Annotated in this window: 20 protein-coding genes; 7 read left to right on the forward strand and 13 right to left on the reverse strand. The window is 71.4% G+C overall.

Annotation, left to right across the window (positions count from 1 at the left end):
* Positions 1 to 39: 39 nt before the first annotated feature.
* Complete coding sequence (locus tag AOM06_RS05220) at positions 40 to 2,229, reverse strand: MMPL family transporter (RefSeq protein ID WP_169747722.1); 2,190 nt, start codon at positions 2,227 to 2,229, stop codon at positions 40 to 42.
* A gap of 65 nt (positions 2,230 to 2,294) precedes the next feature.
* Here AOM06_RS05220 and lipB point away from each other — a divergent pair, with 65 nt between their 5' ends.
* From lipB to AOM06_RS05235, 3 genes are all read left to right on the forward strand, one after another.
* Positions 2,295 to 2,987: a lipoyl(octanoyl) transferase LipB gene (gene lipB, locus AOM06_RS05225; protein ID WP_062303695.1), complete on the forward strand. Its 693-nt coding sequence runs from the start codon at positions 2,295 to 2,297 to the stop codon at positions 2,985 to 2,987.
* The gene (lipA, locus tag AOM06_RS05230) at positions 2,984 to 4,000 is read left to right on the forward strand and encodes a lipoyl synthase (protein WP_062303696.1); all 1,017 of its coding nucleotides are present in this window, start codon (positions 2,984 to 2,986) and stop codon (positions 3,998 to 4,000) included. Before lipB ends, lipA begins: the two co-directional genes overlap by 4 nt.
* A 71-nt stretch (positions 4,001 to 4,071) precedes the next feature.
* Complete coding sequence (locus AOM06_RS05235) at positions 4,072 to 4,779, forward strand: DUF4191 domain-containing protein (protein ID WP_062303697.1); 708 nt, start codon at positions 4,072 to 4,074, stop codon at positions 4,777 to 4,779.
* Between the two features lie 126 nt (positions 4,780 to 4,905).
* Here the strand turns inward: AOM06_RS05235 and AOM06_RS05240 are convergent, their stop codons facing one another.
* Both AOM06_RS05240 and AOM06_RS05245 read right to left on the reverse strand, forming a co-directional pair.
* Positions 4,906 to 5,550, reverse strand: coding sequence for an HAD-IA family hydrolase (locus AOM06_RS05240; protein ID WP_062303698.1), 645 nt, complete (start codon positions 5,548 to 5,550; stop codon positions 4,906 to 4,908).
* Positions 5,550 to 5,987, reverse strand: a complete 438-nt coding sequence (locus AOM06_RS05245; protein ID WP_062303699.1) for an RDD family protein — start codon at positions 5,985 to 5,987, stop codon at positions 5,550 to 5,552. The genes AOM06_RS05240 and AOM06_RS05245 overlap by 1 nt, the downstream gene beginning before the upstream one ends.
* A gap of 184 nt (positions 5,988 to 6,171) precedes the next feature.
* Here AOM06_RS05245 and glnA point away from each other — a divergent pair, with 184 nt between their 5' ends.
* Together glnA and AOM06_RS05255 are read left to right on the forward strand one after the other, a co-directional pair.
* Positions 6,172 to 7,605, forward strand: a complete 1,434-nt coding sequence (glnA, locus tag AOM06_RS05250) for a type I glutamate--ammonia ligase (protein ID WP_062303700.1) — start codon at positions 6,172 to 6,174, stop codon at positions 7,603 to 7,605.
* Between the two features lie 203 nt (positions 7,606 to 7,808).
* Positions 7,809 to 10,466: a UvrD-helicase domain-containing protein gene (locus AOM06_RS05255; protein ID WP_062303701.1), complete on the forward strand. Its 2,658-nt coding sequence runs from the start codon at positions 7,809 to 7,811 to the stop codon at positions 10,464 to 10,466.
* 133 nt (positions 10,467 to 10,599) lie between these two features.
* Here the strand turns inward: AOM06_RS05255 and AOM06_RS05260 are convergent, their stop codons facing one another.
* The 3 genes from AOM06_RS05260 to AOM06_RS05270 all read right to left on the reverse strand — a co-directional run bounded on the left by AOM06_RS05260 (position 10,600) and on the right by AOM06_RS05270 (position 14,453).
* A complete protein-coding gene (locus tag AOM06_RS05260) occupies positions 10,600 to 10,896 on the reverse strand; it encodes a hypothetical protein (protein ID WP_062303702.1) in 297 nt (98 codons plus the stop codon).
* A gap of 69 nt (positions 10,897 to 10,965) precedes the next feature.
* Positions 10,966 to 11,601 (reverse strand): cysteine hydrolase family protein, encoded by a 636-nt coding sequence (locus tag AOM06_RS05265; protein WP_062303703.1) that lies wholly within the window; start codon positions 11,599 to 11,601, stop codon positions 10,966 to 10,968.
* Entirely contained in the window at positions 11,598 to 14,453 is a 2,856-nt protein-coding gene (locus AOM06_RS05270; protein WP_062303704.1) for an FAD-binding and (Fe-S)-binding domain-containing protein, read from the reverse strand. Before AOM06_RS05270 ends, AOM06_RS05265 begins: the two co-directional genes overlap by 4 nt.
* 151 nt (positions 14,454 to 14,604) lie before the next feature.
* Between AOM06_RS05270 and AOM06_RS05275 the strand changes: the two genes are divergently transcribed.
* The gene (locus AOM06_RS05275) at positions 14,605 to 15,303 is read left to right on the forward strand and encodes a GntR family transcriptional regulator (protein WP_062303705.1); all 699 of its coding nucleotides are present in this window, start codon (positions 14,605 to 14,607) and stop codon (positions 15,301 to 15,303) included.
* A 94-nt stretch (positions 15,304 to 15,397) separates the two neighbouring features.
* Here the strand turns inward: AOM06_RS05275 and AOM06_RS05280 are convergent, their stop codons facing one another.
* A complete protein-coding gene (locus tag AOM06_RS05280) occupies positions 15,398 to 16,939 on the reverse strand; it encodes an MFS transporter (protein WP_082105333.1) in 1,542 nt (513 codons plus the stop codon).
* A gap of 262 nt (positions 16,940 to 17,201) precedes the next feature.
* Between AOM06_RS05280 and AOM06_RS05285 the strand changes: the two genes are divergently transcribed.
* Positions 17,202 to 17,759, forward strand: a complete 558-nt coding sequence (locus AOM06_RS05285) for a TetR/AcrR family transcriptional regulator (protein WP_062303706.1) — start codon at positions 17,202 to 17,204, stop codon at positions 17,757 to 17,759.
* On the opposite strand, the gene AOM06_RS14715 is transcribed toward AOM06_RS05285, so the two are convergent.
* The 6 genes from AOM06_RS14715 to AOM06_RS05310 form a co-directional block, all read right to left on the reverse strand.
* A complete protein-coding gene (locus AOM06_RS14715) occupies positions 17,756 to 18,160 on the reverse strand; it encodes a hypothetical protein (protein ID WP_156163590.1) in 405 nt (134 codons plus the stop codon). The two genes, AOM06_RS05285 and AOM06_RS14715, sit on opposite strands and share 4 nt — an antisense overlap.
* The gene (locus AOM06_RS05290; protein WP_062303707.1) at positions 18,160 to 18,642 is read right to left on the reverse strand and encodes a hypothetical protein; all 483 of its coding nucleotides are present in this window, start codon (positions 18,640 to 18,642) and stop codon (positions 18,160 to 18,162) included. The genes AOM06_RS14715 and AOM06_RS05290 overlap by 1 nt, the downstream gene beginning before the upstream one ends.
* Before the next feature lie 95 nt (positions 18,643 to 18,737).
* Positions 18,738 to 19,913 carry a bifunctional 2-methylcitrate synthase/citrate synthase gene (locus AOM06_RS05295; protein ID WP_062303708.1) on the reverse strand — a complete coding sequence of 392 codons (1,176 nt, stop codon included), beginning with the start codon at positions 19,911 to 19,913 and terminating at the stop codon, positions 18,738 to 18,740.
* A gap of 41 nt (positions 19,914 to 19,954) precedes the next feature.
* Positions 19,955 to 20,857 (reverse strand): methylisocitrate lyase, encoded by a 903-nt coding sequence (prpB, locus tag AOM06_RS05300; RefSeq protein WP_062303709.1) that lies wholly within the window; start codon positions 20,855 to 20,857, stop codon positions 19,955 to 19,957.
* 9 nt (positions 20,858 to 20,866) lie between these two features.
* Positions 20,867 to 22,399 (reverse strand): MmgE/PrpD family protein, encoded by a 1,533-nt coding sequence (locus tag AOM06_RS05305; RefSeq protein ID WP_062303710.1) that lies wholly within the window; start codon positions 22,397 to 22,399, stop codon positions 20,867 to 20,869.
* Entirely contained in the window at positions 22,396 to 23,055 is a 660-nt protein-coding gene (locus AOM06_RS05310) for a GntR family transcriptional regulator (protein ID WP_062303711.1), read from the reverse strand. The genes AOM06_RS05305 and AOM06_RS05310 overlap by 4 nt, the downstream gene beginning before the upstream one ends.
* Positions 23,056 to 23,115 lie beyond the last annotated feature (60 nt).

Raw genomic sequence — 23,115 nt, forward strand, 5'->3', positions numbered from 1 at the left:
GTGACAGCCGGGCCGCGTCGCGCGGCGTTGTCCACAGGACTAGTCGGAGATCTTCCGCGAGGCCCACCACGCGCGGGCGCGGAGATCGCCGATCAGCCCGGGCACCAGGAGCGACCGCACCACGAACGTGTCGATGAGCACGCCCGCGGCGACGATGAACGCGATCTGCGCCAGGAAGATGAGCGGGATCACGCCGAGCGCCGCGAACGTCGCCGCCAGCACGATCCCCGCGGAGGTGATCACGCCGCCGGTGACGGCCAGAGCGCGCCGGATGCCCTCCTTCGCCCCATGCTGGAGCGACTCCTCGCGCGCACGGGACATGAGGAAGATCGAGTAGTCGACCCCGAGCGCCACCAGGAACACGAACCCGAGCAACGGCACCGAGGGGTCGGTGCCCGGGAAGTCGAGCAGGTGGGTGAACACGATGGCGGACAGCCCGATGGTCGCGGCGAAGCTCAGGACGTTCGCCACGATGATCAGCACCGGGGCGACGAACGCGCGCAGCAGCAGCACCAGCACCACCAGGATGACCGCGAGGATGGTCGGCAGGATCACCGTGAGGTCGCGCTCGGTGGTGAGGCGGGTGTCGAGCGACTCGGCGGCCTGGCCGCCGACCAGCGCCTCGGCATCGACGGCGTGGACCGCCTCGCGGACGTCGGCGACGATGTCGAGCGCCTCCGCCGACGAGGCCGAGACCTGCGTGATCGCGTCGACCTCGACGCGACCGTCGACCACCACGGGCTCCTCGCCGGGCACGGATCCGGCGGGCGCGCCGGCCGCGACGGCCGGGGTGAGCACGTAGGCGTCGACGATCCCGTCCACGCCCTGGACCGCCGCGAGGACGTCCTCCGCGGACCCCTCTGCGGCGATCACGCGGATGGGCGACGTCGCGCCCGCGTCGAAGTGCTGCTCGAGGAACTCGAAGCCGGTCACCGACTCCGTCTCCGCGGTGAAGATGTCGCGCTCGCCCAGGCCGCCCGACTTGAAGGTGGGCACGAAGGCTGCGAGCACCGCGAGGCCGAGCGCCGCGGACACCCACACCACGCGCGGACGCGCGTCGACGCCGCGCGAGATGCGGCCCCACACCCCGGCGCGCGCCTCGACGGCCTCGATGGTCTCCTCGGCCTCGTGCGCATCGTCGCCGCGGTAGCGCGGCATCGCCGGCCAGAAGACCCCGCGCGCGTGCTTGCCGCCGATGAGCAGCAGCGCGGGCAGCAGCGTGAGCGCCGCCAGGAACGATGCGGCGATGCCGATCGCGCCGGCCGGGCCGAGCGCGGCGTTCGACTTGAGGTCGCTCAGCAGGAGGACAAGGAGGCCGATGACCACCGTGCCGGCGGAGGCCGCGATGGGCTCGAGCGACCGCTTCCAGGCGTGGGACAGCGCCGAGTACGGGGACTGGATGCGCAGCAGCTCCTCGCGGTAGCGGGCCACGAGCAGCAGCGAGTAGTCCGTGGTCGCACCGACGACGAGGATGAACATGATGCCCTGGCTCTGGCCGTTGAGCGTGATGACGTCGGCGTTCGCGAGGGCGAAGACCGCGATGATCGCCCCGGTGAGCGCGAGCATGGAGGTGGCGAGCACCAGGAACGGCAGCACAGGGCTGCGGTAGACGATCAGCAGGATCACGAGCACCACGCCGAGCGCCACGAGCAGCAGGATGCCGTCGATGCCTCCGAAGGCCTCGACCAGGTCCGCGACCAGGCCGCCGGGGCCTGTCACGTAGCCGGTGAGGCCCGTGTCGGCCTCGCTCCAGGCGGTCCGCAGCTCGTCGACGTAGAGCTGTCCGATGGACTCCTCGCCCGCCATCTCGTCGAAGACGTCCGCGTCGACCGCGAAGGACACGAGGATCGCGTCGCCGTCCTCGGACGGGATCGCGGTCGGGCCCTGGCCCTGCGGGCCGGTGAGGGTGACGTCGCCGAGCGTGCGGCCCTCGGGGTCTCCCTCGAGGGGAACGGAGAGGACGCCGTCGACGAAGGACTGCACCGTCGCGACGTCGGATGCGCCGCCCTCGACCGCGAGGAGCGTGGGGACGGAGTCGGTCGGGGCGAACTCGGCGTGCGCCGCCGCGGCCTCGGTCGACTCGGCGCTCGAGGGCAGGAACGCGGCGGAGTCGTTCTCCTGAACCTCGGAGAGCTTGCCGAACGTCTGTCCGCCGGCGCCGCCGATGGATAGCCACGCGAAGATCACCAGGATGATGAGCAGGGGACGAGCCCAGGATCGAATGTTCACGTCGGTAATGATCGCGCAAAGGCGGGACCTTATTCCCACTTTCGGCGAAGAGTTACCATCCTGGGATGCAGATCGTCCCCCTCGAGCTCGGCACGCGCCTCGTCCCGTACCAGGAGGCGTGGGATCTCCAGCGCGAGATCCACGCGCAGGTCGCGACCGGCGAGCGCGAGGACACGCTGCTCCTGGTCGAGCACGAGCCCGTGTACACGGCGGGCCGCCGCACCGCGACGTGGGACCGGCCCGTCGACGGCACCCCCGTGGTCGACGTCGACCGCGGCGGCCGCATCACATGGCACGGGCCTGGCCAGCTGGTCGGGTACCCCATCGTGCGGCTCGCGGAGCCCGTGGACGTGGTCCGCTACGTCCGTCGCCTCGAGCAGGCCGTCATGGACGTGTGCGCCTCATTCGGCCTGGAGACGATGCGCGTCGAGGACCGCTCGGGCGTGTGGCTGCCCGCCGCCGACGGCAGGCGCGAACGCAAGATCTGCGCGATCGGCGTCCGGGTGGCGAAGGGCGTGACCATGCACGGCTTCGCGCTCAACTGCACGCCGGATCTCGACTGGTTCGACCGCATCGTCCCGTGCGGCATCTCCGACGCCGACGTCACCTCCCTCAGCGCCGAGCTCGGCCGCGAGGTCCCGCTGTCCGAGGCGGTCGAGCCGACCGTCCGATTCCTGAACGATGCGCTGGCCGACGTAAGGTGGGCGCTGGCGCCCACCCCTGCCGCCTCCGACCTCCCCACGAAGGAGCCCGTGTGACCATCGCCCCCGAAGGCCGCAAGATGCTGCGCGTCGAGGCGCGCAACTCCGCCGTCCCGATCGAGCGCAAGCCCGAGTGGATTCGCACCAAGGCGACCATGGGCCCCGAGTACAACGACCTCAAGGGCCTGGTGAAGACCGGCGGCCTGCACACGGTGTGCGAGGAGGCCGGCTGCCCCAACATCTTCGAGTGCTGGGAGGACCGCGAGGCGACGTTCCTCATCGGCGGCGACCAGTGCACGCGCCGATGCGACTTCTGCCAGATCGACACGGGCAAGCCCGCGGCCTTCGACGCGGACGAGCCGCGCCGCGTCGCGGAGTCGGTGCGCCAGATGGGTCTCAAGTACTCGACCATCACCGGCGTGGCGCGCGACGACCTCGAGGACGGCGGCGCGTGGCTCTACGCGGAGACCGTCCGCCAGATCCACGCCACCACCCCCGGTGTGGGCGTCGAGCTGCTCATCCCCGACTTCAACGCGGTCCCGGAGCAGCTGGCCGAGGTCTTCTCCTCGCGCCCCGAGGTGCTCGCGCACAACCTCGAGACGGTCCCCCGCGTCTTCAAGCGGATCCGCCCCGGCTTCCGCTACGACCGTTCGCTGTCGGTGCTCACCGCGGCCCAGGAGGACGGCCTGGTCACCAAGTCGAACCTGATCCTCGGCATGGGCGAGACGTTCGACGAGGCCGTCGAGGCGCTCCGCGACCTCCATGCGGCCGGCTGCGACCTCATCACCATCACGCAGTACCTGCGCCCCTCGCCCCGCCACCACCCCGTGGACCGCTGGGTCAAGCCGCAGGAGTTCGTCGAGCTGTCGGACATCGCCGAGGAGATCGGCTTCCTCGGCGTGATGTCCGGGCCGCTCGTGCGGTCCTCGTACCGCGCGGGCCGCCTCTGGGGTCAGGCGATGAAGCGCAAGGGGCGGGAGATCCCTGCGTCGCTCGCGCACCTGGGCGAGGCGACCGAGTCGCGCCAGGAGGCCTCGGCGCTTCTCAAGGCACGTCCCGAGCTCGCCTGAGCCGCGCATCGTCCCGTCATCCTCACGGGGGTCCCGAGCCGGTCCCCACCTGCGACTAGACTGACCGCATCATGGCGAAGAACGACGCACCCAAGCCCAAGAAGCAGCGCTGGTACCACCTCATCGCGCAGGCGTACCGGACCACCGCCCCGTACGACAAGAAGCTGCTGCCGGGCATCCTCGGCATCCTCATCGGGACCATCGCGGCCTTCGTGCTGTTCGGCATCTTCGTCATCGGCGGCACCATCGCGATCGTCTACATGTCGATCTTCGGTGTGCTCACCGCGGCGCTGCTCGCGATGTGGTTCCTCACGCGCCGCTTCGAGCGCGTCGCGTACTCCCGCATGGAGGGGCAGACCGGTGCGTCGCTCGCCGTCGCCCAGTCGATCCGCAGCGGATGGCACTTCGAGGACGCTCCCGCGAACATGGACGCGCGCGGCAGCGCGATCGTGTTCCAGGGCGTCGGCAAGGGCGGCATCCTCCTGGTCGCGGAGGGCGGAAGCGCCGCGCGCAAGCCCGCGGGTCAGGCGAAGAAGCGCATCGAGAAGCTGGTCCCCGGTGTCCCCGTGACCATCATCTACGTCGGCCGCGGCGAGGGTGAGGTCCCGCTTCCGGACCTCACCAAGGCGATCCGCAAGACCAAGAAGGCGCTCGGCCGCAACGACCGCCCCAAGGTCGAGGCACGCCTCAAGGCCATCGGCGGCGCGAAGCCCCCGATGCCCAAGGGCATCGACCCGGTGCGCGCGCGTCCCGACCGCAAGGGCATGCGCGGCCGCTGAGCCTCACGCTTCCGACAATCCCCTCCACCCGGAACCCGGTCCCGCCCGGCACCACCGGAAGTGGTAGGGGGTTGTCGCTTCTCCGGGATCCGCGCATCCCGGTGGTGGATGGTTGTCGCGCCGTCGCTACGGCAGCGTGACCAGCACGCCCCCGTCGGTGCCCGCGAACTCCACGCCACGCAGGTCCGTCACGCGCGGCAGCCCCGCCGTCGCGGCGGTGTCGAGGCCTCCGACCACCACCACCTGCGCGCCCGCCGCGAGACCCGAGCGGACGCCCGCGTCCGAGTCCTCGAACACCACGCAGTCCTCCGGATCGAGCCCAAGCGCATCCGCGCCACGGCGGTACGGCTCGGGATCGGGCTTGCCGTGCTCGACGTCCTCCGCGGCGATCAGGACCTGGACCACGGGGAACCCGAGGCGCGTCAACCGGCGAAGCGCCGCGTCGCGCACCGCCGATGTCACGACGGCCCAGCGACCGGACGGCAGCGTGCGCACCGCGGCGACGGCGCCGGGGATCTCGACATCCGCGTCGAAGCGCTCGTTCTCCCACGCGGAGACCTGCGCGAACCACGGCTCGATGTCCGCGCCCTCCCCGAGGAAACGGCGCAGCGTCGCGCGCGCGGGCACGCCGTGGACGTGGGCGAGGACCTCGGCGGGATCGAGCCCCGCCTGGCGCGCGAAGTCTCCCCAGACGACGTCGACCGTCGCGGTGGAGTCGATGAGCGTGCCGTCCATGTCGAGCAGCACACCGCGCGCGTGGAGCTCCGTCATCATGCCTGCCCGCCCGTGCGGACGATGCGCGTGCCGGCGAGGCGGTCGTGCAGGCCTCGGCCGTCGGGGCCCCAGACGACCGCGGGGATCACCAGCACCAGCAAGCCCGTGCGGATCGCCGCCTTGGTGATGCCCACGACGGACGCGCCGTCCTCGCGCACCACCCGCAGGCCCGCGATGCGGTGGCCGATGGTCGAGCCGAGCGTCGCGACCAGGAGAAGGTGCTGGAGCGCCCAGACGGCGAGCGTCGCGAACGGGGCGCCCGCAAGGAAGGCCCGCTCGACGGACGTCGCGCCCGACGTCGCGTAGGTGGGGTCCGGGAAGAACGCGGACGAGATCAGGAGGCACATCGCCCAGTCGATCGCGATGCCACCGAGCCTGCGCGGGACATGCGCGGACGGGGTCGACGTGTCGGTCGGGGGGCTCTGCTCGCTCACCGCGACAGCCTATCCGGACGATGCCGAGGCAAGCCTGCGCGCATCGTCCGATTCGTCCTCGGCTACCACAGCCGCCGGAGTGCCACATGTAACACCGATGAAACATTGCGTGTATGTGCAGGCAACCCTCCGCCCCTAGGGTGTGGAGTGCCACTGTAGGCCTGTCTCTCTTGAGGAGTACCGGATGTTCAAAGACGCCAACGAGGCGATCGAGTATGTGAAGAACGAGGGCGTCGAGTTCGTCGACATCCGCTTCTGCGACCTTCCCGGTCAGATGCAGCACTTCAACATCCCCGCGTCGCAGTTCACCGAGGACGTGTTCACCGAGGGCGCGATGTTCGACGGTTCGTCGATCCGCGGTTTCCAGGCGATCAACGAGTCCGACATGAAGCTGCTGCCGGACGTGGCGACGGCGTTCGTCGACCCGTTCCGCAAGGCGAAGACGCTCGTCATCAACTTCTCGATCGTGGACCCCTTCACGAACGAGCCCTACTCGCGCGACCCCCGCAACATCGCGGCGAAGGCCGTCGAGTACCTGAAGTCCACCGGCATCGGTGACACCGCCTTCTTCGCCCCCGAGGCGGAGTTCTTCATCTTCGACTCGGTTCGCTTCGACACGAACCAGCACGAGGGCTACTACCACATCGACTCGTCCGAGGCCTGGTGGAACACCGGCGTCGAGTACGAGGAGGACGGCACCCCCAACCGCGGCTACAAGACGCGCTACAAGGGCGGCTACTTCCCCGTCTCCCCCGGCGACCAGTTCGCGGACCTCCGCGACGAGATGTGCAAGGTCCTCGGCGAGGTCGGCCTCGAGCTCGAGCGCGCGCACCACGAGGTGGGCACCGCCGGCCAGCAGGAGATCAACTACCGCTTCAACACGCTGCTGCACGCGGGCGACGACATCCAGAAGTTCAAGTACGTCGTCAAGAACGTCGCGTGGCGTGCGGGCAAGACCGTGACCTTCATGCCGAAGCCGCTCTTCGGCGACAACGGCTCGGGCATGCACGTCCACCAGTCGATCTGGAAGAACGGCGAGCCGCTGTTCTACGACGAGGCGGGCTACGGCGGCCTCTCGGACATCGCCCGCTGGTACATCGGCGGAATCCTCAAGCACGCGCCGTCGCTGCTCGCGTTCACCAACCCGACCGTCAACTCGTACCACCGCCTCGTGCCGGGCTACGAGGCCCCGGTCAACCTGGTGTACTCGGCCCGCAACCGCTCCGCCGCGGTGCGTATCCCGATCACCGGCTCGAACCCGAAGGCCAAGCGCATCGAGTTCCGCGCGCCCGACCCGTCGTCGAACCCGTACCTCGCGTTCGCGGCGCTCCTGATGGCCGGCATCGACGGCATCAAGAACCGCATCGAGCCCCCGGCCCCGGTCGACAAGGACCTCTACGAGCTTCCCCCGGAGGAGCACGCCCAGATCGCTCAGGTCCCGGCCTCGCTCCCCGCGGTGCTCGACGCGCTCGAGGCGGACCACGGCTTCCTCACCGAGGGTGGCGTGTTCACCGAGGACCTCATCGAGATGTGGATCGACCTCAAGCGCACGCAGGAGATCGACCCGCTGCGCTTCCGTCCGCACCCGCACGAGTTCGAGCTCTACTACGACTGCTAAGCCGTAGCGCTCACCCGAAGGCCCGTCCCGCATCCGCGGGGCGGGCCTTCCGCGTTTGTGGCCGGTCCTGCGCTCCCACGCGACCGCTGGCGGGACATGGGTGCGGGATTCGGCGCCGATCCTGCGCCCATGTCCCGCCAGGAGGCGTCGCCGGCACGATGCGGTGGTCCGGCGGTGTCCCCGGGCTGCGGCAGGATAGTCGGATGCCTCAGACGTGGACCGGCCGCTCCGGGTGGACGCTCACACGTGAAGGGGCGGGCCTGGCGCTCACGTTCGACGGCCAGACCACGCGCCTCGAGGGCGCCGAGGCCGCACGGGTGCGCACGGCCTGGTGGTGGACCGGACGCTGCCTCGTGGTCGAGGCGACGGACGATGCGCCCCGCACCCGCCTGCCCGGCCTTCGCCGGGGCCACGCAAAGGACGTGACGGCCGCGGTGTCCCGCATCGTCACCGGGGCGAAGCTGCGCGAGCCGCTCCTTCTCGCCGCCGCACGCGAGCCCGTATTCACCCGCCTGCTCGAGACGCGCGTGCGCACGCAGCGGTGGATCGCCCACGACGACGCAGCCGCGATCCTCGCCGGGCTCCCCCGCCACGACGACGTCCTGGCCGCGCTCACCGAGGCCGAGCGCGAGGGCGTCGAGGACCGGCTCTCCCCCACCGAGCATCGCGCTCTGGCGTTCCTCGCGCGCGACCACCTCGCGGACGTCAGCGCGGCGAACGACGAGATCCTGCGTCGCGAGCTCAGGTCCGGCCGCGCCTTCTTCGCTCGCGTCGAGAAGTCGCCGCTCACCGAGGAGCAGGCGCGCGCCGTGGTCTCCCACGACAACCGCGTGCGCGTGATCGCCGCCGCGGGCTCCGGCAAGACCTCCGTGATGGTGGCACGCGCGGCGTACGCGATCCGCCGCGGGTTCGTGCGCCCGGAGCGCGTGCTCATGCTCGCCTTCAACGCGGACGCGGCGAAGGAGCTCGAGGAGCGCGTCGGCACGCGCCTGCGCGCGCTTGGCCTTGCGAGCGACGGGGTCAAGGCGACGACGTTCCACTCGTTCGGGCTCGCGCTCATCGGCGAGGCCACAGGTCGCAAGCCGCGCATCGCACCCTGGGTCGAGGGCGGTCGCGACGTGGAGAAGGTGCAGGAGATCGTGGATCGCCTGCGCGACCAGGACCTGGGCTTCCGCTTCAAGTGGGACCTGTTCCGCCTGCTCTACGGCAAGCTGTCCGTCGCGGGCGACGGCGGGGCGCCCGACAGCTACGACCCGGCGACCAAGCTCAGCGGCTTCGAGACCTACCGCGGGGAGACCGTCCGGAGCGAGGGCGAGCGCCTCATCGCGGACTGGCTGTTCCTCCACGGCGTCGAGTACCGCTACGAAGCGCCGTACACGCACGATGTCGCCGACCGCGCCCACGGCCAGTACCGGCCCGACTTCTACTACCCGGCCGCGGACGTGTGGCACGAGCACTGGGCGGTGCGTGCCGACGGCTCGGTGGTCGAGGACTTCCGCGGCTATCGCGAGGCCATGGAGTGGAAGCGCAAGGTCCACGCGCGCCACGGCACCGCGCTGGTCGAGACCGAGTGGCACTCGATCATCGACCACAGCGGCTTCGAGGCGCTCGCCGAGGACCTCGAGCGTCACGGCCTCGCGCTCGACTGGAACCCCGACAGGGAGCTGCCCGGCGCCGAGCCCCTCGAGCATGAGCGCCTCGCGCGGCTCATGCGGACGTTCATGTCGCATGTGAAGCCGGGCGCGCTCACGCGCGAGACCCTGCGGGCCCGAGTCGCCGCGCACCCCGAATGGGACACCGCCCGCACCCGCCTGTTCGTGGACCTGTACTGGCACATCCACGACGCCTGGCAGGCCGAGCTCGCCGCGACCCGTACCGTCGACTTCGACGACATGCTGCTGGCCGCCGCCGAGGCCGTCGAGCGCGACCCGTCGCTCGCGCGCTGGGACCTCGTCATGGTCGACGAGTTCCAGGACACGTCGCGCGCGCGAGCCCGCCTCACCAAGGCGCTGCTGCACGGTCGCGGCAAGCACCTGCTCGCTGTCGGCGACGACTGGCAGGCCATCAACCGCTTCGCCGGCGCGGACCTCTCGGTCATGACCGGCTTCGCCGAGTACTTCGGCCCGGCGTTGACCCGCCGCCTCCAGACGACGTTCCGCACCACGCAGACCACCGCCGATATCGCCGGCCGCTTCGTGTCGCGCAACCCCGCGCAGATCACCAAGACGGTCCGCTCCGCCCGGGGCGAGGGTGGCGCGCCGGTCACCATCGTCCGGGTACCGCGGCACGATGCGGTGCCGGGCGCCATCGAGGCTCACCTGGAGCGCCTCGCAGCATCGGCTCGCGGCGCCCGCAGCGGCCGCGCGACCGTCGATGTCCTCGGCCGCTACGGCTTCGACCAGCAGCTCATGCCCGCGCGGCGCGTGGACGGCCTGGACGTGCGCTTCCGCACCGTGCACCGGTCGAAGGGCCTCGAGGCGGACCACATCGTCCTGCCGAACGTCACGAGCGGCCGGTACGGCTTCCCCAGCACCATCCCGGACGACCCGGTGCTCGCCCTCGCGATGTCCGAGGACGACGGCTACCCCGACTCCGAGGAGCGCCGGCTGCTCTACGTTGCGCTCACGCGCGCGCGCCAGACCGTGACGCTGTTCACCGTCGCGAGACGCGAGTCGCCGTTCGTCCTCGAGCTGCTCGAGGACCCGGGCGTCCAGGTGGTCGACGCGACCGGCGCGCCCGCGGCCGAGGTGCAGGTGTGCCCCGGCTGCGGCGAGGGCACGCTGGTGAAGCGCACCGGCAGGTACGGCGACTTCCTCGGCTGCAGCGCGTTCCCCCGGTGCACGCAGACCGTCAAGGTGTAGGCGCGCTCACGGCTCCGCCACACGGTTTCGCGGCTCCGCCACACGAGGATCGGCGTGTCGTCGGCGAGTCGCAGCGTGGACGACCTCCAGAGCACGGTGGCAACCGCACCGGTGTGGCGGAGCCGTAGACCGACTACTGCTTGCCGAAGAACTCGGCGTTGCTCACCTGCGTGGGCGCCGCCGAGGGCTGCGTGACGTTCAGCGCCGCCGCGATCGCCTCGATCGCGGCCGCCTGGCGTGTCACCGCAACCAGGGTCAGGACGAGGCCGATGAGCGCGGCGATCGCACCGATCACCGCAAGCGCGGCCACCGACGACAGCGCGCCGAACATGGACACGAAGTTGCCGACGATGAGCAGGGCCAGTCCACGGCCGAGGTTCGACGCGAACGTGAAGGGAGCGCCCGCGGGAGCGTTGTCACTGGTAGGCATGGCGATACTGTGGCACAGCGCTACCCACGCCACCACACCCCAGTTGTGGGGGCGGCTTCGCGCGCGGCCTCAGTATCCGCGCGACGTGTCCGCGGACACGAGCTCCCCGGACAGCGCTGCGACGAACTCGTCCACCGTCGTGGGCTTGGAGAACATCGGGTAGTCGAACTTGATGGCGTTCGCGTGCTCCTCCATGGACGTCGCGCCCACCGCGTCGGTGAGGGTGAGCACCTCGAAGCCCTTCTCGTACGCGGAGCGCATGGTCGACTCGACGCAGCAGTTGGTGAGGAAGCCGGCGAGCACGATGGTCGTGATGCCCTTCGAGCGCAGGATGAAGTCGAGGTTGGTCGAGGCGAACGCGTCGAGGCCGCGCTTGCCCTCGATCACGATGTCCTCGCCCGCGGGCTCCATCTCGCCGACGATCTCGCAGCCCCACGTGCCCTTGACGAAGGACGTCGTGTCCACGACGCCCTTGAGGATGCCGTAGGGGTGCGCGGTGATCTCGTAGTAGCCGGGCTGGAACGCGATGGGGCTGTGGATCACGGTGGCGCCGGCCGCACGTGCCGCCTCGAGCGCGCGCTTGGCGTTCGGAAGCGTGCCGGTCTGCTCCATGACGTCGGCGACGGCGCCGTGCAGCGAGCCGCCCTCGCTGGTGAAGTCGTTCTGGAACTCGATGAGGACCAAGGCGGTGGTGGACGGGTTCATGAGAGTGCTCCTTCGTTGGATGCCGGGTATACCAGGGATGGAGGGGTGAGGTCGAGCCGCTCCGCGAGAAGCTCGAGGACGTGCCGGTAGGGCACGCCCGTGGCTCGGGACATCCCGAGCTCACAGGTCCGGTTGCACGAGGCGTGCGCGTCCGAGCCGAGCGCCGCCGCCCCAGCGGCCTCGGGTGCGGTGGCCGATGCGGTCAGCTCGGGGTGCAGGAGGCCGCGGTCGCCCGCGAAGGCGCAGCAGCCCCAGTCGTCGGGGACGGCGACCTCGCGCGCGACCGCTCCGGCCACGCGACGCAGGTCCGCCTCGAGCCCCAGGTGGACCGACGAGCACGTGGGGTGCAGGGTCAGCGAGTCGAGACGCGACACCTCGCCGAGCACGGGGAGCACGCGCTCGGCGACGAACGTCACGGCGTCGACCACGCGCACCTCGAAGCCCTGCGCCGCGGCGACCAGGCGCGCGAAGCCCTCCGTGCAGGACGATGCGTCGCTCACCACGGGCAGCCTGCCGCCGTCCGTCGCGGCGCGAAGGACGGGCAGCACCCTCGCGCGCATCGCAGCGAGCCCGGCCGTCGCACCCTTGGAGGACCACACGGTCCCGCAGCACAGCGAGTCGATGCCGTCCGGCACGAGCAGCGGGATCCCCGCCGCCGCGCAGAGCGCCTCGAAGGCCCGCTGCACGCCAGGTCCAGCCCCCGGACCGAACATCGCGCTCTGGCACGAGGGCAGATAGACCACCTCGGGAGGGCCGTCAGGCGCGGGCCGGGCACGGCTCGCACCACCCTTCGGGAGGTCCGCGGACCACAGCGGCACGGTGTCCTCGCCGAGCACCGCGCGCGCCGCCCGGTTCGCGCCGCGCACCAGGGGGTCCGGGGCGGCCGCTGCGGCGGTCAGCGCCGCCGATGCCACGCGGTTCGCGCCTTCCCAATGGCGCGCCGCACCGGTCCAGACCGCGCCCAGCGGTCCGGGCAGATGCTCGGCTCGCAGCCCCTTCACGAGCGCGCCGGTGTCGATCCCCAGCGGGCACGAGGTCGCGCACAGCGAGTCGACCGCGCATGTCTGCTCCCCCGCGTACCGGTACCCGGCCGCGATCTCCGCCGCCGCATCGTGCTCCCCCGCCGCCTCGGCGGCGCGCATCTCGCGGCGCAGCACGATGCGCTGGCGCGGCGTGAGGGTGAGGTTCCGCGACGGGCAGATGGGTTCGCAGTAGCCGCACTCGACACACGAGTCCGCGAGCGGCTCGATCGCCGGGGCGAGCTTGATGTGCGCGAGGTGCGCGTGGGGATCCTCGGACAGGAGGATGCCGGGCCCAAGAACCCCCTGCGGGTCGCACAGACGCTTGATCTCGCGCATGACGGCGTAGAGCTCGTCGCCGTACTGACGGCGCACGAACGGCGCCATCACCCGGCCCGTGCCGTGCTCGGCCTTGAGCGATCCGCCCAGGCCGAGGATGAGCGCGACCAGCTCCTCGGTGAAGGCCTCGTAGCGTCCCAGCGCCTCGGCGCCCTCGAAGCGATCCGTGAGCATGAAGTGGAGGTTGCCGTCCTTGGCGTGTCCGAAGATCACCGCGTCCTCGTAGCCGTACCGCTCGAGGAGCGCCGCCAACGCGATGCAGGCGTCCGCCAACCGCTCGACCGGCACGACCACGTCCTCGAGCAGGGCCGTGGTCCCGCTACGGCGGGCGCCGGCCACCGTCGCGTACAGCCCCTTGCGCAGCTTCCACAGCTCCTCCCGATGCGCGGCGTCGGTGCCGAGCACGGCCGGCCTCTCGAGCGGGAGCGCGGCGAGGACCGCCCGGGCGCCGTCCACGAGTGCGGCGAGCGCCTGCGCGGTCTCCGCCTGGTACTCGACCAGCAGCGCGGCCTGCGTGCCGACGGCGAGCGAGCGCACGGCCTCGGGGGCGCCCTTCTGCCCCTGCCCGACACGGAGCGAGGTGGCGTCCATGAGCTCGAGGGCCGCGGCCCCGGTCGCGACGAGCGGCGGCAGCGCCCGGCTCGCGGCCTCGAGGTCCCGGAATACCAGCAGCGCGGTCGCGGCGTGAGGACGCAGGGGGACGGTGCGCATCGTCGCCTCCGCGACGAAGGCGAGCGTGCCCTCGCTGCCCACCAGCAGATGAGCGAGGATCTCGGCCGGGCGCTCGAAGTCGACGAGGGCGTTGACGCCGTACCCCATGGTGTTCTTCATCGCGAACTGCCGCTCGATGGTCGCGACCGACTCCGGGTTCGCGAGGATCCGGGCGCGCAGCTCGAGCAGCCCGGCGTGGAGCGCCGGCTCGTCGCGGGCGAGCGTCGCGTCCGCGCCGGGGTCCGCCGTGTCCACCACCGTGCCCGACGGCAGCACCGCGACGAGCGACTCGAGCGTCCGGTAGCTGTTCTCCACCGTGCCGCAGGACATCCCGGACGAGTTGTTGGCGATCACCCCGCCGAGCGTGCACGCGATCTCGCTCGCGGGATCGGGACCGAGCCTCCGGCCGTGGCGCAGCAGGCGCGCGTTGACGCGGCGCACGGTCGCGCCGGGCTGGACGCGCACGCGCGCTCCCCCGTCGAGGACCTCGATGTCGGTGAAGTGACGGCGCACGTCGACGAGCACGCCGTCCGTGCCGGCCTGTCCGGACAGCGACGTCCCGCCGGACCGGAACGTCAGCGGTGCCTGCGCCTCGGCGGCGGCGCGCATGACCGCCCCGACCTCGGCGGCGCTCGCGGGCGCCACCACGGCCGCGGGGACCAGCAGGACGTGCGAGGCGTCGTGCGCCATCGCGCGACGCGTGAGGGTGTCCGTCCGCACCTGCGCGGGATCGTCCACGCACGCATCGAGCAGCTCGCCGAGCCGGGAGTGCTGCGGGGACATGGGTCTCCTCGTCGAGAGCGCCATACACACGGACACGCCGATTGTCCGACAAGTAGACGCAAGTGACAAGGGTCCCGGATCGGATAGATTGCTCGCAGGCGTTGCGGCTCGGACCGCCGCATCGTCCCGACCCGACCGACGGAGGACGGCGATGGCGCGAGGGATCGTGGTGACCAGCCTGGTCGACGCGCTGGTCGAGGACCTGCGCGAGAAGGTCGTCTCAGGCGAGCTCGCTCCCGGCACGCCGCTCACCGAGCTCGAGGTCTCGACGCGCTACGACGTCGCCCGCGCGAGCGCCCGCGCCGCGATCGAGCGGCTCACCGGCGAGAAGGTGCTGGTCCGCGCCAACCACAAGACGGCGCGCGTCATCACGCTCGGGCCGGAGGACGTGCGCGACATCTACCGCACGCGCACCTACCTCGAGTCGGAGGTGCTGCGCCGGCTCGCGCTCACGCGGCAGGTGCCTGCAGCCGCGTGCGAGGCCAACGCCGAGATCGCGGCGCTGTGGGCCGAGGGCTCCTACGCGATCGTCGACCCGGACATGCGCTTCCATACGAGCCTCATCGACTCGCTCGCCAGCACGCGCACCTCCGCGATGTACCACTCCCTCGCGTTCGAGGTGAAGCTGTGCATGGCGCAGCTGCAGGGCCGCCAGCGGCTGAGCCCCGAGATCATCGTCGCCGAGCACGCGCGCATCCTCGCGCTCATCGAGGCCGGCGACGGCGAGGGCGCGGCGGCGATGCTCGACGAGCACCTCGCCCGCGCGCGCGAGCTGCTCGCCGCGAGCCTCGGGGGCGAGGCCGGCCCGGAGGCGTCGGTGCCGTCGTCGGCGCTGCCACCGACCCCCTGAGCGCTTCCCCGCAGCGCGCCAGCGTTGACACCGACGCGAAGTGCCCGCCCTCGTGGGAGAACGGGCACTTCGCGTCGGCAGAGGCGACGAGGCGTCAGGCTCGCTCGGCGTCGCCCTCGGACCCGCCGGCGACCGCCGGGACGGCCGCGGCGTCGGCGCCCGAGATCTGCTCACCCGCGGCCGCGACCGCGGCCTCGCCGGCATGCGCCCCGCCCACCATCGGACGCGACTGCACCAGCAGGGCGGCGACGAGCGCCGCGAGCAGCACCGCGCCCACCGAGATCCACATCGCGGTCGAGAAGCCCTGGACCGTGGCCTCCGCCATCTCCGCGGGGGTGGTGGCGCCGTGATCGGCGATCCAGTTCGTCGTGGCGGTCGCGGCGACCGTGTTGAGCAGCGCGATGCCGATCGACCCGCCCACCTGCTGGGTGGTGTTGAGCGTCGCGGAGACCACGCCCGCATCGGTCCCACGCACACCGCCGGTCGCGGTGGCCATCGACGGCATGAACGTCATGCCCATGCCGAGGCCCAGGAGCAGCAGGCCGGGGAACACGTGCAGCCAGTAGGTCGAGCCCACGTCGATCTGCGTGAGGAACGCCAGCGCCGACGCCGCGATGAGCATGCCGGGGAGCATGAGGCGACGGGGGCCGACGCGGGGCAGGAAGCGGGCCGAGATGCCGACCGCGCCGGTCATCATGCCGAGCACCATGGGCAGGAAGGCCACGCCGGTCTTGAGCGGCGAGTACCCCTGGATCCCCTGGAGGTAGTAGGTGAGGAACAGGAAGACGCCGAACATGCCGATCTGGGTCAGGCCCACCGCGCTCAGGGCGCCGACGCGGTTGCGGTCGCGCAGCAGGTGCAGGGGCAGGAGCGCGTGCGGGGTGCGGCGCTCGACGAGCACGAACACCACGAGCAGCGCCGCGCCCAGGGCGAGCATGGACAGCACCAAGGTGGACGTCCACCCGTGCTGCTCGGCCTCGCTCAGCGCGTAGACGATCGCGAGCACGCCGCCGGTCGCGAGCAGCGCGCCGGGGATGTCGAGCCGGGTGCGGATGCCCTCGGTGCCGTGGTTGTGCAGGAAGAGCACCGCGCCGATCACGGCGACCACCGCGATGGGCACGTTGACCATGAGCGTCCAGCGCCAGTCGAGGTACTGCGTGAGCGTGCCGCCGAGGATGAGGCCCAGCGCCGCGCCGCCGCCTGCGATCGCGCCGTAGACGCCGAGCGCGCGGGCGCGCTCCTTGGGATCGGTGAACGTCACGTTGAGCATGGACAGGGCCGCCGGCGCGAGCAGCGCGGCGAACACGCCCTGCAGGGCGCGAGCGATGATGAGCATCGCGAAGGTCTGCGAGACGCCCCCGAACGCGGAGGCCGCGGCGAAGCCGATCAGGCCGGTGATGAGGACCTGCTTGCGTCCGAAGACGTCGCCGAGGCGGCCTCCGAGCAGGAGGAGCCCGCCGAACGCGAGCGTGTAGGCGGTGATGACCCACTGACGGTCGGCGTCGGAGATGCCGAGGTCCGCCTGCGCGGTGGGCAGTGCGATGTTGACGATGGTCATGTCGAGCACGACCATCAGCTGAGCAAGGCCGATCGCGGCCAGGCCCCACCAGCGGCGGGGATCGGGGGTGGTGTCCATGGGTGCCTTTCAGGTGCACGCGCGGTGGCGCGCGTCAGGTCCGGGGAGGGCGGCATCGCCGGGGAGCCCGTGCGGGCGGGGCCGGGGCTCCTGAGGGAGCCGGGGCCTTGGGCGGTGCGGAAGCGGGACGATGAGCCCTTGAGGAACTTCCTAGCCGCCCGGTAAGTTACAGACAGGACGCTATGCTGGAACTAGCCGGCCGTCAAGTCGATTCCCGAATTCCCGCAGAATCCCGCTTGCACCGGCGTCATGAGAGGAAGCGATGACCGAGACCCCCACCCGACGCCGCGGCGACACCCGCGCGCGCATCCAGGAGGTCGCGCTCGAGCGCTTCACCGAGAACGGCTACGACCAGACCTCGTTGCGCGAGATCGCCGAGGACCTGGGCGTCACCAAGGCCGCGCTCTACTACCACTTCAAGACCAAGGACGACATCCTCGAGTCGCTCCTCTCGCAGGCCTCGACCGCGCTCGACGAGCTGGTCGCCTGGATGCGCGCCGAGCCCTCGACCCGCGAGCGTCGGCTCGAGATGATCCACCGCCTCGCGGGCATCACGCAGGGCGTTCCCGGCGACGTGATGCGCTGCGTCCAGCAGAACGAGGTCGCGCTCCAGAACCTCGGCACAAGCCTGGTCCACGACCTCAAGGTGCGCCTGTGGGAGGCCGCGATCCCCGACGAGGCCTCGATCGAGGATCGCCTGCGCATCCGCATGGCGGTCATGACGGTGCTCATCGCCAACAAGCCGGGCAACGACCTGGGCGGCACGGCCGCCGAGCGCACCGCCGCCGCGCTGGAGATCGCCGAGGACCTGGTCCGCTAGGACGGCTCGATCGCGTTCACGCCGGCCAGCCGGTCGCGGAACCACCGCTCGTCTGACGGTTCGAGCGCGATCTCGATCACCGCATCGGCCGTCCGCAGCGTCACGACGCTCATGTTCGTACCGACACTCCCCTCCTCGACACTGGTGGGGATGCGGGCCCCTCCGTCTGCCACAACGCCCGCAAGGACCCGCCGGCCCACTCGCAACTCTTCCCGTGCGACGGTCCATGTGGGGTACGCCTGCCACCAGGGCTGAAGCCCGGGGACTCGCCCCGATGTCGTGCGCGACGGCGCCGTGATGCGTCCGCGCGCGCGATCCTTGGCGAGCGCCTTCTCGCTCGGCGAACCGCCCCAGCTGTCGCCGAAGAACCCAGCGATGACCTCAAAGACCGCTTCCCACATCACGCGCCCCCGAGCGCTGCGGCGTCGCGCGCCCCCATGAGCCGCTCCCGGAACCACCGCTCGTCGGCCGGGTCGAGCGCGATCTCGATCGCGGCATCGTCCGTGCGGACCGTGACGATCCTGAGCGGCGGCCCCTCACCGAAGGGCTCATCGCCGAACGGGACGCGCACCCGGTGCGCGCTCGCCGAGGTGCCCAAGACCTGCTCCTCGACGGCCGTCGGGACGCGTCCCGCGACATCCACGGCGCGGACCGCGATCGCCTCGTCCCGGCGCGCGAGCCTGCCCTCCTCGACGCGCCAGCGCGTCTTGGACTCCCAGAACGGCTTGAGCCCGGGCACGGTGCCGGACGCGACGCAGGTGTGCGCGGAGATGAGGCCGCGGGACCTCAGCTTCGCGAGGCGCCTGCGGGTCGGCTGGAATCCCCAGAGCTCGAGCAGCTCGATGATCAGCCAGAACGCCCTGACGAACAGGTAGCCCTCCACCGCACCCCCTCAGTTGTCGCCGAGCATAGCGGCGGCGCACACCCGCGCGTGCTCGCCGGCGTGGAGCGCCTCCAGCCCCGACCAGGGGCAAGCGGTCAGCCGGCCACCTCCTCCTGGCGGGTCGCGGCCGCCGCCGAGCCTGCCGACGCCACGTAGCCGGGGATGTGCCTCTCCCCCGGACCGTCGTACAGCGATAGCGGCCGGATGAGCGCATTGCTCGCGAGCTGCTCCTGGATATGCGCGGTCCAACCCGCGATCCGCGACATCACGAAGATCGGCGTGAACAGCTCGGTGTCGAAGCCCATGAGGCGGTACGCCGGGCCCGACGGGTAGTCGAGGTTCGGGTAGATGCCCTTGCGCGCGACGAACTCGGCCTCGAGGGTGTCGTAGAGCTCGGCGAGGTCGGGACGGTCGTAGTGCGCGACGAGCGTGTCGAGCGAGGCCTTCATGGTCGGCACGCGGGAGTCGCCGCGCTTGTAGACGCGATGCCCGAAGCCCATGATCTTGCGCTTCTCCGCCAGCGCCTGGTCCAGCCAGTCGCGCACCTTCGCCGCCGAGCCGATCTCGTCGAAGGTCCTCATCACCGCCTCGTTCGCTCCCCCGTGGAGCGGACCCTTGAGGGCGCCGATCGCGGCGACGATCGCGCTGTAGTAGTCGGAGAGCGTCGACGTCACCACGCGCGCGGTGAAGGTCGAGGCGTTGAAGCTGTGCTCGGCGTACAGCGTCATGGAGACGTCGAACGCCTTCCTGACGGTCTCGGGAGGCTCCTCGCCGAAGGTCATCCAGAGGAAGTTCGCGGCGTAGCCGAGGTCCTCGCGCGGCGGCACGATGTCGAGACCGCGCCGATGACGCTGGATGTACGCCACCACCGCCGGCACCTTCGCGATCAGCACGAGCGCCTTGTCGCGGATCTCCTCCGGATCATGGCTCCACGCCGTCGGGTCCTCGCCTCCGAGCACGCTCACCGCGGTGCGGACCACGTCCATGGGGTGGGTCGAGTCGGGAAGCCTCTGGATCACCCCCATGAGCCGGTCGCCCAGGTCACGATGCGTGCGCTCGAGGGCGAGCGAGCGCTCACGTTCCTCGGGGGTGGGGAGGACGCCGTTCCACAGCAGGTAGACCACGTCCTCGAAGGAGCACAGGGCCGCGAGCTCCTGGACCGGGTAGCCGCGATAGAGCAGCGAGTTGGTCTCGACGTTGACCTTCGACACCGCGGTCGTGTCGGCCACGACGCCGACCAGGCCCTTCCGGACCTCGGGGTTGTCGCTCATGATCACTCCTTTGTGATGCCCGAGTAGATGACTTGCAGAGGTCAGTCCCTGACCACGGAGAAGTTGAAGATGTCGGAGTCGAACCGGCTGTAGCCCTGGTAGTCGAGGAGGTCGTAGAGCTCGGCGCGGTGCTGCATCTCCCCCACGCGAGGACCGAGCGTGCCCTCGGAGTCCAGCGTGTCGAGGGCGCGCATCGCGGCGCCCATCGCGAGTCGCAGCAGCGACACCGGCCAGATCACCATGTTCACACCCACGTCCCGCAGCGCCTCGACCGTGAACAGCTCGGACTTGCCGAACTCGGTCATGTTCGCGAGCAGCGGGACGTCGACCGCCGCGCGCATCGCCTCGAACTCCGCGAGGGTCGCCATCGCCTCGGGGAAGATCGCGTCGGCGCCGGCGTCCACGAGCGCCCGCGCGCGGTCGAGGGCATCCGCCAGGCCCGAGACCCCACGGATGTCGGTGCGCGCCATGATGACCAGGTTCGGGTCGCGGCGGGCGTCCACGGCGGCGCGGATCCGCGCGAGCGCCGTGGCCTCGTCGACCACCTCCTTGCCGTCGAGGTGACCGCAGCGCTTGGGATTGACCTGGTCCTCGATGTGGAGGCCGGAGACCCCGGCATCCTCGAGCTCCTGCACCGTGCGCGCGACGTTCATGGGCTCGCCGAAGCCCGTGTCCGCATCGACGAGCACAGGCAGGTCCGTCATGCGGGCGATCTGACGCGTCCGCGCCGCCACCTCGGTCAGGGTGGTGAGCCCGATGTCCGGCAGCCCCAGGTCCGCCGACAGCACGGCGCCCGAGACGTAGACGCCCTCGAAGCCGCGCTGCTCGATGAGCCGCGCCGACAGCGGGTTGAAGGCGCCCGGCATGCGGAGCAGCTCGCCGGACGCCAGCCGCTCGCGGAACGCCGCGCGCTTGGCCGCGGGCGTGGCGGTCGAGTACAGCATCGTGCCTCCCTAGAGCAACCCGCGCGGCGCGGGGGCGGCGGCGCGCACGGCATCGGGGACGGTGAAGGTGAGCTCGCCCAGCTCCTCGGGGGCGAGCGCGGGCAGGCGCTGCGCGACATCGAGGAAGCGCTCGACCTCCGCCTCCTCGAGGACGTCCGCCGCCAGGGTGCGAAACTTCCGCACATAGTCGACGCGGGCGAAGGGCCGCGCGCCCAGGGGGTGCGCATCGGCGACAGCGATCGAGTCGCGGAACATGCTGCCATCGGCGAAGGTCACCTCGATCGACCCGCCGAACGCCTTCTCCGCGGGGTCGGTCGAGTGGTAGCGGCGAGTCCAGTCGGGATCCTCCGTGGTGACGATGCGCCGCCACAGCGCCACCGTGTCCGGCCGCGCGGCGCGCTCGGGCAGGTAGGACGACTCGTGATCGAAGCACCCGTCCTGGAGCGCGACGGTGAAGATGTACGGCAGCGAGTGGTCGAGCGTCTCGCGTGAGGCCGTGGGCGAGTACTTCTCCGGGTCGCCCGAGCCCGAGCCGATCACGTAGTGCGTATGGTGCGAGGTCGCGAGCACGATGCGCTCGACGCGGTCGGGGTCCGCGATCTCGGGGTGCTCGTGGTGCAGCCGACGCGCGAGATCGATCCACGCCTGGGACTGGTACTCGGCTGAGTGCTCCTTGGTGTACGAGTCGAGGATGGCGCGGCGCGGCTCCCCCTGCTCGGGTAGCGACACCTCGTAGGCGGCGTCGAAGCCGCCCAGGAGCCGCGCGATCACCCCGTCCTCGCCCTCGTAGATGGGGGTGGGCGAGGTCTGGCCGCGCATCGCCCGGTCCACGGCCTCGACGGCGAGCTTGCCGGCGAGCGCGGGCGCGTGCGCCTTCCACGACGAGATCTCGCCCTTGCGGGACTGCCGCGTCGCGGTCGTCGTGTGAAGCGCCTGCCCCACGGCCTGGAAGATCGTCTCCGTGTCCAGCCCGAGCATCGTCCCGATGCCCGCCGCGGCCGAGGGGCCCAGGTGCGCGACGTGGTCGATCTTGTGCCGGTGGAGGCTGATGGCCTTGACCAGGTCGATCTGGATCTCGTAGGCGGTCACGATGCCGCGCAGGAGGTCCTCGCCCGTGACGCCGCATCCGGACGAGTGCTGCGCGACCGCGACGAGCGGCGGGATGTTGTCACCCGGGTGCGAGTACTCCTCCGCGAGGAACGTGTCGTGGTAGTCGAGCTCGCGCACCGCGACGCCGTTGGCCCACGCAGCCCACTCCGCGCTCACGCGGGTCGCGCCCGGCTCGCCGAGGACCGTCGCGCCGCGCCCGCCGGACGATGCGCCATGGGCGAGCGCCTGCGCGCGGGCGGCGGACGGGGCCGAGCGGCCGTACGACGCGACCGCGACCGCGGCGTTGTCGATCACGCGGTTGATGACCATGTCCTCGACGTCGGGTGTCACGGGCGCGGGATCGGCGGCGACCTCCGCGATCCTCCAGGCGAGCTGCTCCCAGCGAGGCAGCGCCTCGGCGGAGGTGTGGGCGCGGACGGCGTAGGTCTTCACGCGGGGATCTCCTCGGGGTCGGAGCGGTCGACGGATCGCAGGACGCTGGCAAGGCTGCGATGGAGGTGGAGCTCGGTCGCATGGGCGGCCATGGTGGGCGAGCCCTCGATGATCGCGTCGACGATGAGCAGATGCTCCTGGGTCGCCTCGCGCAGGCGCGACTCGTCGTCGCTCGAGAGGCGGCGCAGGCGCGCAACGTGCGCGCGCACGCCCCTGAGGGCGGCCTGGAGGTACGCGTTCGCGGCCGCGCGATCGATCTCCGCGTCCATGCGCGCGGTGAGGGCGTAGAAGCCGTCGCGGGAGGGCTCGGAGGCGAGCCGCTCCCCCGCGTCGCGCAGCTCGTCACGGAGAGCCTCGAAGACCACGGGGTCGCGGCGCTGGGCCGCGAGGCTCGCGGCCTTCACCTCGAGCGCCGCGCGGAGCTCGAACAGCTCGCGGACATCGTCCAGCGAGAGCCCGGCGACCACGAGCCCACGTCCGCCACGCGCCGCGACCAGGCCGTCGGACTGCAGCCGCGAGAGCGCCTCGCGGAGCGGGGTCCGCGAGACCCCCAGGCGCTCGGACTGCTCGATCTCAGCCAGCGGGGCACCGGGCGCGAGAGCACCCTCGAGGATCTCCGTGCGAAGCGCCGCGTAGACCCGCTCGCTCGTGCGCATCTCGCCTCCTCGGGGCCTTGCATACAGAATGCGGCCCAACACGGCGAAAGTAGCACTGGT

It is taken from the genome of Demequina subtropica (genome assembly GCF_000971235.1).
Classification (GTDB): domain Bacteria; phylum Actinomycetota; class Actinomycetes; order Actinomycetales; family Demequinaceae; genus Demequina; species Demequina subtropica.